Source organism: Sporosarcina sp. P25 (genome assembly GCF_002743235.1).
Lineage (GTDB): Bacteria > Bacillota > Bacilli > Bacillales_A > Planococcaceae > Sporosarcina > Sporosarcina ureae_B.
In genome coordinates this window covers 61,363-77,646 of the sequence record NZ_PDYV01000004.1, presented here as the reverse complement: position 1 = coordinate 77,646, position 16,284 = coordinate 61,363, and the positions used below count along the sequence as shown (strand labels likewise).

Genomic DNA, 16,284 nt, shown 5'->3' with positions numbered 1-16,284 from the left:
TCAAAAAACAACGATGCAAAATCACTTGAATTGGAATAACGGTCCTATGCCGGCACGCCTTTACATGTTTGGTCCAAGCGCGCAGCTCGCGGGGTGAACTTCAATGGAGAATCGTTTTCCACACTTTCAGTCAAGGTGTGGAATCCCTGGTAAACGTGTCTCACCATTTACTTTTCCCGGTCATTGCTATTTTCTTTGATTCGCCTTCTAGTATACCGTAAATCGATTACGCCTTCAATAGAGATGTCATGGCTGACGAAGTGTATACAACAAAACACCTGTAGCAACTGCCACATTCAGTGATTCCGCCTGACCGTACAACGGAATTTTCACTACCTGGTCGGCCTGGGATAGTAATTCGCTATCGACACCGCTGCCTTCATTTCCTACAAGTAGGGCAAATGAAGTGTGTGCTTGCAATTCATTGAGGGTAACAGCTTGCTGCAAACCGGTGCCAATGATCGGTACTTGTTGGTTTTTCAAACGATCTATCCAAACGGACAACTCTTCACGTACTACAGGAATATGGAAATGAGAACCTTGCGCGGAGCGAACCGTTTTCGGATTGAATGGATCTGCACATCCTTTACCTAAGATTACCACATCCAGACCTGCTGCGTCTGCAGTACGAATCATCGTACCCATATTTCCTGGATCCTGTACAGCATCAATTAACAACACTCGCTTCCACTGATACTGATCTGTTTCTGCGTAGTGGGGTTGTCGACAATAGGCAAAAACACCTTGTGTCTGCTCTGTTTCGGAAATTTCCTTAGCGACTGCAGCTGTCAATTCAATAATTGGCGCTGTCCAATGTGCCGGAATTTCAATATCTTCGCGTACAAGTAATTGAATAACCAAATCGGGCTGTTTAATGGCTTCTTCGACAAGATGAAAACCTTCCACAAGGAACTCTTTTGTTTGATCGCGTTCCTTTCTAGTCGTAACTAATTTCTTCCAATGTTTCACTAATGAGTTTTGAGTTGATTCAATTCGTTTATTCAAGAGGCTGAACATCCTTTTTTTCTTTTTAGTGTATCAAATCGACGTATATTTAGCGACTTTTGTGGAAAAGATGAGAATAAAGGAGGCTGAAGAACATGAATTTCCAAATACGCGATGCGATCTCAGCAAACATGACAAACAATAGCTCCACTGACGTACGAGGTGTTATCGACGATGCCATTCAACGAGGCGAAGAACACCTATTACCTGGATTGGGTGTGTTTTTCGAGCAACTATGGAAACGGGCAGACGAAACAGAAAAAGTAGAAATCACTAACGAACTATCACAAGCATTCGCCCAAGCACAATAAAAGACCAGTAAAGAAAAGATAAACCCTTCACATTGATTAAAGTGTGAAGGGTTTATCTTTTGAACTATATTTTCTTACCATCGCATTTTTCAGAAAAAGCGCTAGTGGACCGAAGTGTAAGGCGGCGACTCGGGGAGGATCAGCCCGATAGGTTAGACAACTAAAGGGAGCAAGAGCCGTAACGAAGGACGGCTTTTGCGAGTAAAAGCGAAGCGTTAGGAGCACTTCTTTGAACTTGCGACCTAGTTGGCTAACCGCGGGCCCTCCCGAACGCGTCCGCCTGGAATGCAGGGAAACGGTGCACCCGCGTGTCTTTTACTTCTTCGTATAGCGCTCTTTCAACTGATCACGCAAAGCCGCCTTCAAAAACTTCCCAACAGACGTCTTAGGAATCTCCTTGACAAACAAAATCTCATCCGGAATCCACCAACTCGCAAACTGCCCCTTTAGCGAATCTTTCAACTCTTGCACTTTCGCGTCACTCTCCGCCACATTCTCATTCAACACTACACAAGCCACCGGGCGCTCCATCCACTTCTCGTGCGGAACCGCAATTACCGCTGCCTCGTACACGTCGCCATGTGACATCAAAGCATTTTCCAAATCTACAGAAGAAATCCATTCGCCGCCACTCTTGATCAGGTCCTTCGTACGATCCATCAACTTCAAATAGCCATCCTCTGTCATAACCGCTATATCTCCTGTATAAAGCCAACCATCTTTAAACGCTTCTTCTGTACGCTCATCTTTATAATATTCACTTGCAATCCATGGGCCTCTGACAGTCAACTCACCCATCGTCAGACCGTCCCACGGTACTTCCCCTTCTTCATTGACTACACGAATATCAAGTCCCGGCATGACCAAGCCTTGTAACGCACGCATATCGATTCTCTCATCTACTGTCAAATTATCCATGGAAGAAGTTAATACAGATAAACTGACAAGTGGGGAAGTTTCCGTCATGCCATAGCCGACAATGAATGGAACTTTGTATTTCTCTTCATAAGTACGAATTAAGCCTTTTGGTGAAGCAGAGCCACCACACACAATAGCACGCAGTGAAGAGATATCACGTGGATTTTGTTCCAATTCTTTCAGTACAGCGAGCCAAATCGTCGGTACGCCTGCAGTAAGGGTTACTTTTTCACTTTCAATTAGATCAAGGAGTACCGTCGGATTAAATCCTGGTCCCGGCAAGACTTGTGTCGTGCCGTAGAAAACACTTGCGAACGGAATTCCCCATGCGTTGACGTGAAACATCGGTACAACGGACATGGCAATATCTCGTTCACACACTCCCATTGCATCCGATAATCCAAGTGCGTAACATTGTAGAACTAATCCCCGGTGCGTATAAATAACTCCTTTTGGTAGTCCTGTCGTGGCTGATGTGTAGCAAAGACCAGCTGGTGTATTTTCATCCAAATCTTGTGGATAGTCGTACTCATCTGAGGCACTTTCTAACAGTGCTTCATAGGAATGCACATTTTCTAGTGTAGTCTCAGGGATTTCTTTACTGTCCCCCATGACCACAAAATGTTTTACCGTTTTCAACATGGGTGCCATTTTTTCAAGATGAGGGAAAAATTCTGCGTCTACTAACAAGATTTCATCTTCTGCGTGATTGATAATATATATAATATGTTCAGGTGATAGTCGGATGTTGATCATATGCAGGATTGCACCCGTACAAGGCACCGCAAAATACGCTTCTAGATGACGGTGATGATTCCAAGCGAACGTCCCAACTTTCGTTCCATGCTCCATTCCTAACTGAGTCAGTGCATTCGATAGTTTACGTGTTCTCTTTGCCCATTCACGATACGTAAAACGCTGTATACGCTGTTCTCCTGTTCGTGAAATAACCATCTTGTTTGGAAAAAATCGCTCTGCGCGTGTAATAAATGTAGATAGAATCAGTGGTGTTTGCATCATATCCATCCGCTCCTCTTTCGTTTAGAAGTGAAATTATCAATCCGTCGTGCATATTCCAAAGCATGTCCTATTCATTTCAATGAAATCTATGCGCAGATGGAATGATTCTCAGGATGTACTCTATGCGCAAATAAACCACTCTATGAATACGTACTATCTTTACTTTCTGAATATAGTATACACATTATCAAACTATTCTGTCTACACGATTCAGCAGTATATCGCTTATCCTATTTTTTGACGAGTCCAAAAGAAGGCATCTACACCCAAAACGGTTAGTGTGCCGAAGACGATCGACCAAATAGCAAGGCTTAACAGTAACCAAAAAGCTGTTTGTGATTTAGATGAACCGAGGGCAAGTGCTAGGAATGCTGCCAGATGGGAGCCAATCAGAACTGGCCCGAGCAATGCTAGACCTGGAACACCAAAGCGTTTCCAAATTTTCTCCGCACGCTCTGTACGCTTTGACGGAGTTTTTACATCGGTTTTCTTTTTGCTTTCCCACCAGTTTTTCAATTTCTGAAAAACTATAATTTCAAGTACTATAGTTAAAGCGTTTCCTGCAAAACCAACCACTATAGCAGTTGGCGGAGACATCCCCCGTAGAATTCCCAAAGGAACCGCCACCAATACTTCAAATCCCGGAGCTGCACCCGCAAGAAATACAAGTAAATACGTAATCAACTATTTTCCTCCCCTATTTGGATTCCATTCAGTATATCAAATGAAAGATGGCACAACATAAAAAAACTGCTTTCCGAATTACCAGGAAAGCAGCTAATCGATTTATTATAGTAAAGATGCGAGGATCGCTTTTTGTGCATGCAGACGGTTTCCTGCTTGCTGGAATACATACGAGTTATGCCCGTCGATTACGGAAGTCGACACTTCTTCTTCACGGTGTGCTGGTAGACAATGCAAGAACACATAATCTTTTTTCGCATGGCCAACCAATTGATCATTGATCTGGAAGTCTTTGAAGTCTACTAGACGCTTCGCCGCTTCCTCTTCCTGCCCCATACTAGTCCAAACATCCGTATAAATTGCATCTGCATCAGTGGAAGACTCAATCGGATCGTACGTCGACGTCACGCTTCCGCCATTCGACTCAGCAATTTTCTTCGCCTTTTCAAACAATCCTGCGTGGTATTCATATCCTTTAGGTGTCGCGACAGAAACATGCATGCCCATATGTGCACCGGCAATTACTAATGAATGCGCAACGTTGTTTCCGTCCCCAATATAGGAGAGTTTCAAGCCTTTCAAATCGCCTTTAACTTCTTTGATGGTTAGTAAATCCGCCATCGCCTGGCACGGGTGGAATAGATCTGTTAATCCGTTAATGATTGGGACTGAAGTATGTTCTGCCAATTCTTCCACCATTTTATGGGATTTCGCACGGATCATGACACCATCTAGAAACTCGGATAATACTTTTCCAGTATCTGAAACAGATTCTCCACGTCCAATCTGTAAATCCCGTGCATTCATGAACAAACCATGTCCGCCCAATTGGATCATGCCTACTTCGAATGAAATACGCGTACGTGTAGAGTTCTTTTCAAATATCATGCCTAGTGTCTTACCCGCCAAGATGTCCGGTGTCTTACCAGCCAATGTATCTTGCTTCATGTCATATGCTAGTTGTATGAGATATGCAATTTCCTCACTAGAATAATCAAGCAGTGTTAAAAAGTCGCGTCCTTTTAAGCTATCCTTATCTATGCCTGTAGTTGTTTGATTTGTCTTTACCATTTGTTGATCCCCTACCATCCATTTGAAGTATGTGTAAACTAGTATACAATTGTATATTTATGAAGTCAAATGAATCTTTATTACTTTTCATATTATTTCATTAAAAAACAGCGATGCTTTTTCGGCACCGCTGTGTGAGCGTATAAATTATTCAAATGTGATATTTTTCACTGTATTTGCGTCTAGGCGCTTAACTATTTCGACTAATAGTTTAACTGTATTCTCAAAATCTTGACGGTGAAGCATTGCCGCATGACTATGGATATAACGAGTCGGTATACAGATAGCCAATGTAGGAATTCCTGTTCCGCTTACGTGGATTGACCCACCATCCGTTCCGCCACCGGACATCGTCGCGAATTGATACGGAATATTCAGCTCTTCTGCTGTATCGACTACGAAATTGCGTAATCCTCTATGAGATACCATTGAAGCATCATACAACAAGATCTGCGGACCCTCTCCCATTGTACCAACAGATTCCTTTGCTGTAATACCTGGTGTATCCCCAGCAATTCCTACATCTACTGCGAAACCGATATCCGGTTGAATTTTATTCGTCGCTGTTTTCGCTCCACGCAAACCTACTTCTTCTTGAATAGCACCTACACTATACAAACGATTCGGGTGCTTTTCACCTTTTAGCTGCTTCATCACTTCAATAGCAATGGCACAGCCGATACGATTATCCCATGCTTTTGCAAGCAAGTAATTTTCGTTTTTCATGACCGTGAATTCGAAGTACGGCACAATCATATCGCCCGGAAGAACGCCCCATGAAAGAACTTCTTCTTTTGACTCTGCGCCTACGTCAATGAACATGTCTTTAATATCGACAGGTTTCTTGCGAGCTTCAGGCGGCAAAATATGTGGCGGCTTTGAGCCGATCACTCCTGTAATCGTTTCACCAGAACGTGTAACGATCGAAACACGTTGCGCCAACATGACTTGTGACCACCAGCCACCTACTGTCTGAAAGTAAATGAAGCCTTTGTCATCGATTCGTGTCAACATGAAGCCTACTTCATCCAAGTGCCCCGCGATCATAATCTTCGGTCCGTTTGCATCGCCTTCTTTGCTAGCGATCAGTGAACCTAATCCATCATGATCGATTTCATCTGCATATGGTTTGATGTGTTTCGTCATGACGTCTCGAGCTTCGCGTTCATTGCCCGGAATTCCTCGTGCATCTGTTAAGTCTTTTAACATCTCCAACGTCTCATCTAGTTTCATAAAAGATTCTGCCTCCTCATTCTACAATCCAAAGTGATGACTCATGTATTACAGTAATTCTTTACGAATAGTTGCAGGTGATTTAGGTGATAACAACCCTGGTGCGATGTCATAGACTGTTTTCGCTCCAGTATCGCCTTTTTGCTGCAATTTATAAGCTGCTCTTGCATACGCGACTAAGACACTCGATGTAAATTCGGGATTGCTATCTAATTTAAGTGAGAATTCCATGACTTGATCAGTATGCTTCCCCGTGTTGCCGCTTCGAATGACGAAACCACCATGTGGCATCTTTGAATGATCAAGACGAAGTTCTTCTTCCGTAATAAAATGAACGGTCGTATCGTAGTCTGCGAAGTAGTCAGGCATGGTGACAATCGTTTCACGAACTCGATCTTCACTTGCACCTTCTTCAAGAACGACATAACATTCACGTGTATGTTTATCTTTAGTTGAAAGCTCAGGATGCTCACCGTTACGCACACGATTGATCGCGTCCTCAGCGGGCAATGTATACTGAACGCCTGCTTTCACACCGTCAACACGGCGCACTGCATCAGAGTGACCTTGGCTTAGTCCTTTCCCCCAGAATGTATAGGTTTCACCTTCAGGCAAAATGGATTCTCCCATTAAGCGGTTGATCGAAAATAAACCCGGATCCCAACCGACAGAAATAATGGCAGTAGTTCCAGCTTCTTTCGCTACTTCATCAACTGCTGCGAAGTACTCCGGAATCTTTGCATGCGTGTCAAAGCTATCTACTGTTGTAAAGTGTTTCGCAAGTGCCGGCCCTTGTTCAGGTAAGTCATTTTTAGATCCACCGCATAAAATCAAAACATCAATATCTTCTTTAAAAGATTCAATTTCATCCAACTTATAGACAGGTACTTGCTCTGAAAGTAATTGTACGTCTTTCGGTTCTCTTCGCGTGAATACACCAACTAATGTCATATCTTTATTTTGACTGATAGCTGATTCTACTCCACGCCCTAAATTACCGTAACCAGCGATTCCTACTCGAATTTCTTTCGTCAAGATCACTCATCCCCTTTTTGTTTCTTGTTTACGTTTCTCATTTTACCGGTAAGGGTGATAGATTGCGAATAATTATCTTTGAGCAGTTCGGTTCAATTCGAAAAGTTTCATGGTAAAATAGATTGTAGTTGAATTATTTGTAAAGTAGGGATCTTTCATGCGCTTTTTTGTCTATCTAATTGTTTTCTTCTCGTTCTTTGATTTATTTTCACAGCTACCGGTCATTAGTCCGTTTGCTACAGGTCTTGGCGTTTCCGCTTTCATCGTCGGATTATCTGTTGGTATTTACTCGTTTGCAAATGTTTTCGGGAATATCATTTCAGGTATTTTGACAGATCGCAAAGGACCCTTTTACATTCTATTATTCGGTTTGTTCACGTCGGCTTTGTCGCTGTTCTCATACGGATTGATTTCCGGTTCTGGTTCATTAATTGGCATTCGATTTTTACACGGCTTGACAGAAGGTTTGATCATTCCTGCCGCCTTCACGTTTCTCGCTAATGGCTCCGAACGTTCTAAGCGTGGGAGGAATGCTGCGATCTCAGGTGCATTTGTCGGGCTTGCGGCCATTTTCGGACCTGCCTATAGCGGAATTGTTTCCGTTAAGACAAGCGTCGTGACCATTATGGCCATCAATGGTGTATTTATGATTCTGTTGACAATTGGCGCCGTTATATTTTTACGTTCCTTTACATACGTGAGAAAAGTGAAGACAGTGAAGCAAAAAGCAGTAAAGCCGTTAGCTTTTTTCCGCCACCCTGGTATCATACGGGCATTCCTTGGCGCGTTCTTCCTGATGTTCTCACAAGGTGTGTTGGCATTGGTGCTCCCTTTGAAAGTAGAGCACCTTCAGTTTGATGCGAAAATGACAGGCATGCTGTTGAGTGTGTTTGGTCTAGTTGCTGTGTTGGTTTTTGTTTTACCGATCAACCGTATTTTCGATATCGTCCGCCCGATGGTCACATTGGCAGCTGGCTTGCTATTAATGAGTAGCAGTATGTTGTTCTTGTCGCAAGTCGACGAACTATCGTTGATGATGTTGGCAATGGTTATCTATGGTACGGGGTTCGCATTCCTATTCCCTTCTATCAACTCGTTACTTATTGATTCCACGGAACCTGAAACGAGGGGGAAAGCGTACGGGTTCTTCTACGCATTCTTCTCCTTTGGCGTCGTAGTGGGGTCTAGTGCGATCGGTATATTAGATTTGCAATTCCATCATGCCTTTATGCTTGCAAGTGGCATTTTGTTGATCGCGGCCATTTTCACCTTAATCGGTCTGCGAAAAGATATCCGTCCTACAGAGTAATATCGATTTGTTTAATAAATTATATGTGAAAAGGTATGTCCATCGAGGTCACAAGACTTCAACGGACATACCTTTTTTGCGTGGTGTAATGGGAATAAAAAAGAAGATGTCACAAGAAGTCGTTGCTACACGACTTTCTGGACATCTCCTATATTACGCTTGCTGCGTAGAAAACGAATCGATAATCTCGAGGAAAACTTCCCCATAACGTTCAAGCTTCGTTTCGCCTACCCCTTGTACAGCCAATAACTCTTCATTCGTGGCAGGCATTTTAGTTACCATATCCCGCAATGTTTTATCCGAGAAAATAACGAATGGCGGGACACCCGCTTCTTGTGCTAGTTTCAAGCGCATCGCCCGTAGTTCGTTGAATAACGGATCCTCTTTAGCGACGACAGTTGTCACCATCTCGCCTTTACGCCAGACTTTCACTTTTCCTAACAACACATCTTTTCCGTCTTCACTGACGAAGATAGTCGGATACGGCCCACTTTCAACTTGTAAATAATTCTTCGAAATCAAAAATTCAATGAAATCTGCCACGTCTTTGGCGTTGCGTCCTTTCATCAATCCGTATGTCGATAGCTCATCGAAGTTCAATTCTTTCAACTTTTTGTTTCTCGATCCTGTCAGTACTTGCGCAACCATCGTCTTACCAAAACGTTGCCCCATTCGTATAACACAGGAAAGTACTTTTTGTGTATCGACTGTTACATCAAACTGCTCACGCGTGTCAGTGCAGTTACCACAGCGACCGCAATCTTCGACATCCTCTTCGCCAAAATACTTGATAATGTGTTTTTGCAGACAGACTTCGGTATGGCAGTAATCAACCATCACTTGCATCTTTTTGATTTCATTCGATACACGGGAAGGATCTGGAGATTGTTCGATGAGGAAGCGTTGCGTTAAGACGTCTTGCGAGGAGAATAACAAATAACAATCGCTGTCGAGTCCGTCACGCCCTGCTCTCCCAGCCTCCTGATAATAACTTTCCATATTCTTCGGCATTTGATAATGAATGACGTAGCGTATATTGGATTTATCGATCCCCATACCAAACGCGTTAGTTGCGACCATCACGCGTGCGTCTTCCATAATGAACCGATCTTGTTGATGTTGCCGTTCATAGTCCGGTAATCCTGCATGATATTTCGCAACTGGAATACCACTTTTCTCAAGCAGCGAATATACTTGCTCGACCGCTTTCCTAGTCGCAGCATAGATAATGCCAGCTTCATTTTTATTTTTCTGCGTGTACTCTTTGACGAATTGATCCCGATTTTGACCTTTCACTACCGAAAATAGTAGATTACTCCGCTCAAAACCGGTTACAACACGGCTAACAGGAGGTATATGTAATTGCTGGCATATATCATCCTGTACTTCAGGCGTAGCGGTTGCAGTCAATGCAAGAATAATCGGTCGGTTACTTAAATAATCAAAAACTCGGTGGATATTACGATAACTTGGACGGAAATCATGGCCCCATTGTGAAATACAATGTGCTTCATCGATCGCAATCAGCGGTATCGTCATTTTTTGCAATTGATTGAGAAAGGATTCGGAATCCAATCGTTCAGGTGCAACGTACAACAGCTTATACTTTCCTTCGAGTGCATTATCCATCGTGCCAAAGTATTCTTCCGAAGATAACGTACTATTAATATACGCCGCTGGAATGCCCAACTGATGCAATGCATCGACTTGGTCTTTCATCAAGGAGATCAGCGGTGAAATGACAAGAACCGTCCCTTCCATTGCCAATGCCGGTACTTGATAGCAGACAGACTTACCGCCACCTGTCGGCATTACGCAAAGTGAATCATCACCTTGTAATACTTGTTCAATCACTCGTTGCTGCCCTTCCCGAAATGCTGAATAACCAAAATACTTATCCAATATATCTAACGGATTTTGAATGATTGCCACCACCTTCCCTTAGTTACTAGTTTTTATGAGAACAATAACCGCTCTTCTTCTCGGCTATGTAATTCATTCACTACAATCAAGCCATTGAATTTCTGTATAATTTCAGTTGTTACGGTTGGATCTTCCTCACGTAACGCCTCGATGTCTGCAACAAGTATTCGCATCAAATCATGGTCGCGTGTAAGCTGAATAATGTCTCGCTCCAATTCAGGCCGCTCTTCCATTACTTGTTTATAAAAACCTTCTTCTTCGGCATCTGCATGACTGATGACACGGGTCTTCCAATAATCCAATAAATGATCACAGGCTTGCTGAACCATTTCAGTTTCATCTTGTTCTACATATTCGATTAAATCATCTGTTTTCATTATGGCACCAGAAAGTCCGCCTTCATGAATCGCTTTATGTGAATGAAGCTGTCTTAATGCAGGTCCTGACATGCTGACCACTCCTTCTAGTTTTCCTTAAGCATAACAGAATTTCTAAGTCAGTGATAGCTTCCTACAATGAAAAGAGCCTCACAGAAAAATTCTCTGTAAGACACTTTTCACACTTTCGCTATTCGAATGCGACTGACCATAAGCCATGCGAGTAGACACATATAAATCACAAAGTAAGGTGCAATCAAATACGGAACTACAAAATAACTCAATGTTAGCAAGACACCAGCTGCTGTTATAGGCATGCCATAATATGAACCATCGAACTCTTCTACGTTATAGCGAGCCAAACGAACGGCGCCAGCTAAAATATAAAAAATCACAGCGGACAAACCAATCCACATCGTATCCGTCAACGCCGTGTCATAGATCAGAATAGCAGGAGCTACACCAAATGAAACTAAATCGCTGAGCGAATCAAGTTCTTTACCAAATGCCGACTCTGCATGATAATGCCTAGCCACCATACCGTCAAACCGATCAAATAATGCAGCAAAGAAGATGAACATCAAACTCATATGTGCATGACCTTGAAGCACGAGTAATATCGCTATGATCCCTAAACTCAAATTAAAAAGTGTTATGATATTCGCCAATTGTGATTTTAGTTTAGTATAATCAAAATATCTGAATGAAAACAAGTTACGACCTCCTCGTATATTTCTTTAGTATAAGCTTTTAATGAAAGGAAGAAAAGATGAAAACACGTATTTTTAAATCATTCGTAGAATTAACAGGATCACCAGTCAGTTCAGCGCTACTTAAAACTTTGACGACTTCTCGAATTAGCAAGCCGTTAATTAAGCCTTTTGCATCGTTCTATCATATTCAAGTAGACGAAGCGGAATACCCAATAGACCAATATACTAGTCTTAACAGCTTTTTCACTCGTTCATTACAGGCGGGCAGTAGACCGATTGATAGCCACCCAAAGAATTTAATCTCACCAGTTGACGGTGTATTAAGCGATTCAGGCAGCATCGATACACAACAACAATTTATAGTAAAAGATAAAACATACAGTCTACATTCGCTGCTTGGCGATTCGGAAAAAGCCGCCCGCTATACGAATGGCTATTACTATCTATTCTATCTTTCTCCAAGACATTATCATCATTTCCATTATCCTATTTCTGGAACTCTTATGAATCGCTATGCATTAGGTTCTACTTCGTATCCCGTTAACGATGTGGGAATTCGCATGCGTAATGATGTATTTTCTTCCAACCATAGAGTCATTTCGGAACTCTCGACTGACTTCGGACATGTAGCAATCGTTAAAGTCGGAGCATTAAATGTAAATAGCGTTCGCATTGCAAATTCAGAAACTGCTTGTGTGAAAGGACAAGATTTTGGTCATTTTGCATTTGGATCCACTGTTATTTTATTCGTAGAACAGAATAACGCATTCAGTCCAGAAGAAATGCCTTTTACAGAAGTTCAAGTTGGTGATCGGATCGGAGTGTGGAAATCTTAAGTAGATGAGGTTTTTGAATGGAACCTCTACAAGAATATAAAGTATTTACTATGCACTCCATATTTTTTCTCAATATCCATTATTCGAAGGCTACTGAAATAGTATACTCTTTAACAATTAACCCATTTCTCCTATATTGTCATACGCACAGTAAAACGGTCCGAATAAAAAGGCAAACCGATTATACGGTTTGCCTTTTGAAGTAATATAGAACTAATTATTCTTATTTTCTTACTATACTTCCAACTACATCTTGTTAAAGATAAATCACTGTTGAAAAAGCAAGTGCTTAATTTCAATGAAAAACAAGTTTAATCCAAAAGTATAATAAAAATAATGTGACGATCGTGGTGAGTGGAATCACTTTGAATGAGATGTTGGTATAATCCCTCCATTTTATTTCAATGCCGTGCTTACGCAAGATACTAAACCAAATGAGTGAAGCTAATGTTCCAATCGGCAACAGTAATGCACCTATATCACTTCCGATAATATTAGCCAAGTAGATGGTTTTTAAGGTAATGGGATCTATACCCATTTCAGTTAAAGTTATCGTGCCTATCATCAACGCGGGATGATTATTGAATATATTGGACAGAAAGGAAACGATTCCACCCATCAAAATACTTGCAGACAGTAGCCCTTGATTGACAATTGGCTCACTCCAGCTAACTAGTAATTCAGTTAGACCAACGTTATGCAATCCATAGATGATGATGTACATGGAGAAAGCAAAAACGAGTATGTGCCAAGGAGTTTTTTTGATAATATCCCAAGGAGTGATACCTAGTTTTATCCAACGCCAAACGAGTAATACTATAGATCCCACGACAGCAACAAGTTCTATTGGCACATTAATATACGATGCAATGAATAACATACATCGCATACAGAAAACAAAGAACAATATTTTCAACATAAAGAATGTGCGATCTTTATTACTTGTAAACAAATTGCGCCGATGCAACTTTTTAATATACTTCTCCTCGAATACCTTTTCTATATAAACTGTATCTGGTAGGGTTCGCGGCAATTTTTTTCTCATAACAACGAACATTAAGATGGACATAAAGAGCAATCCGATTGTAGCAGGTACAAACATCATGGCTGTATGCATCCAAAGCGATAAATCTACTATCTTTAATGCAATTAAATTCACAATATTGCTAACGCCAATCGGAGCACTAGAAGCTGTTGCGATTAATGCACCACTTAGCAAATAAAGGATTTGCTGCTCCGTTTTTAATTGCAAATGTTTTAAAAGTAAAAGTAGTATAGGCGTTGTAATTAATATACTACCATCATTGTTAAACAACAATGTCATGAGAAAACATAACAATTGTATGTTCCAATACAATCGGTAGCCTGACTGCTTGGAAAATGAAGCAAGTCTAATGGCAGCCCAGTGAAAAAAACCAAAGCTTTCCAATATAACAGCCATTACAATAGTTGAAATTATCGTTACAGAAGCTCCTCCAACTTTATCGATAATATCTAGCAAATCGGTACTTGATACGATTCCCATGACAAGAATAAGAACTGCCCCAATAGTAGCAGGCCATGCTTCGTTAATTCCTTTGGGTCGCCAAAAGATGACGATCATTGTTGATATGAATACTATATAAGTGAATATGATTTGCATGGTCACTGTGTCCCAACTCCTTTCCACTTAAATTTTCTTACATCTTTCATCCTGTCTTGTATGTATATTCGGACAACAAGTCCATCGTAGTGTCGTTAGTCCATTCTCCAATCATCTTTAGATGAATACAAAAAAACGCTGAACAATCCCTTATTCGGACTGCTCAACGTTATCTTATTTGGATATAATAGTGCGGTGCATATCAGCTGCATGCTTTAGTAGCGCGGTATACTGCCCCTCCGTTATAACTGTTTCTATCGAATCATTTTCATAATGAAAATTGGATGAACAAGAATTCTTTGCGGCGTGCTTCATCAATGCATAGTATTGCTTTTCTAACATGGCCATCTGTTCTTCAGAACTCATTTGCATTTCGGTATGATTAATAATCTCCAAATTTTCGATTTCTTGCTGAGGAATAAAGTCCATAGGTACATCTAATGAATTTCTCACATGTGAATCCTGCAAACAGTCAATACACGTCAAAAATTTCTCGTTTCCTATATGGTGATCTAGAGGAGTTATCATTTTAAAAAGTTCAATGTTCTCTTCACTTTCAATAGAGGTCATAGTTTGCTCCAAATCACTGTTTGCCTTCGCCATAAGATCTCTAAACGAGGTGTTATTTAATATTCGAATCTCTTTAATTGGAAGTCTCTCACTATCTTCTATCAATATTTCATCTTGTTTGTAAATCTCTTCCTGTTCATTTGTATCTACTACTTTTAAATCGAGAGACTGATCGAAAGTACTAACTGGTTTATGAATATTTTCAATACTCTCGTTGGAAAGTACAATAGCTTCTTTAATTATTTTTTTAGCTTCAGTATCTTTTTCATTACTTACTACTTCTACAGCAACCGGTTGCTCTTTCTTCACCTGTTTAGGTTTAGAATCCACCGTTTGTTCTATCCTATTACTTCCCTTGCGTATGGTTTCAATGGAGGTTACCGGAATCAATTGTAACTCTTCCTTATTTATTAACAGAAAATATGACTTCTCGATTTCACTTAAGACTCCATACATTGGCCGTTTACTAAATTCATTCAACGTCACCCATTGCTCACGTAGCTCGAATAGAGATGGAACATCATAATCCTGATCATATTTTGTACTACTCAGGTCTTTTGTGTTTTTAGTGATTGATGTAATAGATGGAACCAAGATATACAAAATAGATTCATCAACTACCATCAGTATATACTCCTGATGTGAGCCAATCAGTACCCCTTCTATCGGCTTACCATATGAAAGTGATACGCAAACTCTATAGCCTGTAAAATTTCGAAAAACCGTTCCACAATCCCTTATATTCAATCGATACACCTCCTCTATAAAATGATCACCTCTTCTTTTATAGAAGAGATGATCAGTAACTTTATCCTTTCTTTTCGCCTCTATCTTTATTTCCGCTTTTTTCTTTACTCTCACTTTTTTCTTTATTCTCAACCTTTTCTTTACCTTGACTCTTTTCCTTTCTCTCACTTCTATCTCTGTTCTCACTAGTTTCTTTTTTGTCCTTATCTTTTACTTCTTTTGTCCGTTCCACTTTTACTCCATGACTAACGTTTCGAATATGAAACATGGAAAGTCGAATGACCTCTTCATTAAAAACAATGACAATGAAATCATTTGTTACTTCCTTTACAACACCCTCTAAAGTTTCAGGTCCACCACGATTAATTTTCACCCATTGATATTCAAGCTTTTTCAATACCCCTGGAAAATCTGCTTCATCAATTAAGGTGAAATCCTTCGGCAACTCTACATTAATAGACATTTCATTTTTTGAGTTATCTGTAATACTCTTGATGTGATGTGTTTTATAGTAGACAATTCCATCATTCTCCGTTAAAAGTGTTAAATATTCATCATTTCCTGCTAATAGTTTTCCGATTCTTGACTCTGGTCCTCCTCGGTCTACTCTTATTACCTTACCTACTAATGTATTTAACGTCTCTTTATTCATTCCATTGTAGCCTCCTTTGTGGTGTCCTATTATCTATATGTCACTTAGGTATAGTCAGGTTAGGTCATTCGCCCATTTTGAATTTTTGTTACATATTAACTTCTTCTCCATTCGTCTAGATTCATTTTTTAATTTTACTTAAAACATTGATAGATACACATTTCCTTACATATTGAATAGGATGGTGTATATCTGATGAAGGGTGGAAGTTAATTTTATTGAAGTAAAAGAAGGTATT

The 16,284-nt window shown here is 40.6% G+C and carries 15 protein-coding genes and 1 other annotated feature (1 of these 16 only partly in view); of the genes, 3 read left to right on the top strand and 12 right to left on the bottom strand.

Translation table 11 applies throughout. From position 1 onward, the window contains the following. Positions 1-193 (bottom strand) — a binding site (T-box leader); it reaches 46 nt to the left of the window's first position. A 53-nt stretch (positions 194-246) separates the two neighbouring features. Continuing rightward, a complete protein-coding gene (locus CSV70_RS05205; protein WP_099628363.1) occupies positions 247-1,017 on the bottom strand; it encodes a TrmH family RNA methyltransferase in 771 nt (256 codons plus the stop codon). Positions 1,018-1,100: 83 nt separating this feature from the next. Between CSV70_RS05205 and sspI the strand changes: the two genes are divergently transcribed. Next, complete coding sequence (sspI, locus tag CSV70_RS05200) at positions 1,101-1,316, top strand: small acid-soluble spore protein SspI (protein ID WP_085131159.1); 216 nt, start codon at positions 1,101-1,103, stop codon at positions 1,314-1,316. A 315-nt stretch (positions 1,317-1,631) separates the two neighbouring features. On the opposite strand, the gene CSV70_RS05195 is transcribed toward sspI, so the two are convergent. From CSV70_RS05195 to CSV70_RS05175, 5 genes are all read right to left on the bottom strand, one after another. Continuing rightward, on the bottom strand, positions 1,632-3,254 hold the full coding sequence (locus CSV70_RS05195; RefSeq protein ID WP_099626886.1) for a long-chain fatty acid--CoA ligase: 1,623 nt from the start codon (positions 3,252-3,254) through the stop codon (positions 1,632-1,634). A gap of 225 nt (positions 3,255-3,479) precedes the next feature. After that, positions 3,480-3,938 (bottom strand): small multi-drug export protein, encoded by a 459-nt coding sequence (locus CSV70_RS05190; RefSeq protein WP_099628362.1) that lies wholly within the window; start codon positions 3,936-3,938, stop codon positions 3,480-3,482. Positions 3,939-4,043: 105 nt separating this feature from the next. Next, on the bottom strand, positions 4,044-5,009 hold the full coding sequence (argF, locus tag CSV70_RS05185; RefSeq protein WP_233191758.1) for an ornithine carbamoyltransferase: 966 nt from the start codon (positions 5,007-5,009) through the stop codon (positions 4,044-4,046). A 147-nt stretch (positions 5,010-5,156) separates the two neighbouring features. After that, a complete protein-coding gene (locus CSV70_RS05180; RefSeq protein WP_085131162.1) occupies positions 5,157-6,242 on the bottom strand; it encodes a M42 family metallopeptidase in 1,086 nt (361 codons plus the stop codon). Between the two features lie 48 nt (positions 6,243-6,290). After that, positions 6,291-7,277 (bottom strand): diaminopimelate dehydrogenase, encoded by a 987-nt coding sequence (locus CSV70_RS05175; RefSeq protein WP_099626800.1) that lies wholly within the window; start codon positions 7,275-7,277, stop codon positions 6,291-6,293. A 157-nt stretch (positions 7,278-7,434) separates the two neighbouring features. Between CSV70_RS05175 and CSV70_RS05170 the strand changes: the two genes are divergently transcribed. Next, positions 7,435-8,586 (top strand): MFS transporter, encoded by a 1,152-nt coding sequence (locus tag CSV70_RS05170; protein WP_099626799.1) that lies wholly within the window; start codon positions 7,435-7,437, stop codon positions 8,584-8,586. A 153-nt stretch (positions 8,587-8,739) separates the two neighbouring features. Here CSV70_RS05170 and recQ read toward each other — a convergent pair whose 3' ends face one another. The 3 genes from recQ to pssA all read right to left on the bottom strand — a co-directional run bounded on the left by recQ (position 8,740) and on the right by pssA (position 11,599). Continuing rightward, complete coding sequence (gene recQ, locus CSV70_RS05165; protein ID WP_099628415.1) at positions 8,740-10,512, bottom strand: DNA helicase RecQ; 1,773 nt, start codon at positions 10,510-10,512, stop codon at positions 8,740-8,742. 29 nt (positions 10,513-10,541) lie between these two features. Beyond that, entirely contained in the window at positions 10,542-10,958 is a 417-nt protein-coding gene (locus CSV70_RS05160; RefSeq protein ID WP_085131165.1) for a hemerythrin domain-containing protein, read from the bottom strand. A 107-nt stretch (positions 10,959-11,065) separates the two neighbouring features. Continuing rightward, entirely contained in the window at positions 11,066-11,599 is a 534-nt protein-coding gene (gene pssA / locus CSV70_RS05155; protein ID WP_085131166.1) for a CDP-diacylglycerol--serine O-phosphatidyltransferase, read from the bottom strand. A gap of 56 nt (positions 11,600-11,655) precedes the next feature. Here pssA and asd point away from each other — a divergent pair, with 56 nt between their 5' ends. Next, entirely contained in the window at positions 11,656-12,435 is a 780-nt protein-coding gene (gene asd, locus CSV70_RS05150) for an archaetidylserine decarboxylase (protein ID WP_085131167.1), read from the top strand. A gap of 295 nt (positions 12,436-12,730) precedes the next feature. Here the strand turns inward: asd and CSV70_RS05145 are convergent, their stop codons facing one another. The 3 genes from CSV70_RS05145 to CSV70_RS05135 form a co-directional block, all read right to left on the bottom strand. After that, positions 12,731-14,077: an arsenic transporter gene (locus CSV70_RS05145; protein WP_369822338.1), complete on the bottom strand. Its 1,347-nt coding sequence runs from the start codon at positions 14,075-14,077 to the stop codon at positions 12,731-12,733. Between the two features lie 174 nt (positions 14,078-14,251). Continuing rightward, complete coding sequence (locus CSV70_RS05140; RefSeq protein WP_143560402.1) at positions 14,252-15,271, bottom strand: hypothetical protein; 1,020 nt, start codon at positions 15,269-15,271, stop codon at positions 14,252-14,254. Positions 15,272-15,455: 184 nt separating this feature from the next. Beyond that, a complete protein-coding gene (locus CSV70_RS05135) occupies positions 15,456-16,046 on the bottom strand; it encodes a hypothetical protein (RefSeq protein WP_199171593.1) in 591 nt (196 codons plus the stop codon). Positions 16,047-16,284: the final 238 nt, after the last annotated feature.

Bases quoted from the DNA above. Each gene is read 5' to 3' on its own strand.
- CSV70_RS05145 (WP_369822338.1), bottom strand. From the start codon at position 14,077: ATGCAAATCATATTCACTTATATAGTATTCATATCAACAATGATCGTC.
- CSV70_RS05140 (WP_143560402.1), bottom strand. From the start codon at position 15,271: ATGGTAGTTGATGAATCTATTTTGTATATCTTGGTTCCATCTATTACA.
- sspI (WP_085131159.1), top strand. From the start codon at position 1,101: ATGAATTTCCAAATACGCGATGCGATCTCAGCAAACATGACAAACAAT.
- CSV70_RS05170 (WP_099626799.1), top strand. From the start codon at position 7,435: ATGCGCTTTTTTGTCTATCTAATTGTTTTCTTCTCGTTCTTTGATTTA.
- asd (WP_085131167.1), top strand. From the start codon at position 11,656: ATGAAAACACGTATTTTTAAATCATTCGTAGAATTAACAGGATCACCA.
- CSV70_RS05205 (WP_099628363.1), bottom strand. From the start codon at position 1,017: ATGTTCAGCCTCTTGAATAAACGAATTGAATCAACTCAAAACTCATTA.
- CSV70_RS05180 (WP_085131162.1), bottom strand. From the start codon at position 6,242: ATGAAACTAGATGAGACGTTGGAGATGTTAAAAGACTTAACAGATGCA.
- CSV70_RS05160 (WP_085131165.1), bottom strand. From the start codon at position 10,958: ATGTCAGGACCTGCATTAAGACAGCTTCATTCACATAAAGCGATTCAT.
- argF (WP_233191758.1), bottom strand. From the start codon at position 5,009: ATGGTAAAGACAAATCAAACAACTACAGGCATAGATAAGGATAGCTTA.
- CSV70_RS05195 (WP_099626886.1), bottom strand. From the start codon at position 3,254: ATGATGCAAACACCACTGATTCTATCTACATTTATTACACGCGCAGAG.
- CSV70_RS05135 (WP_199171593.1), bottom strand. From the start codon at position 16,046: ATGAATAAAGAGACGTTAAATACATTAGTAGGTAAGGTAATAAGAGTA.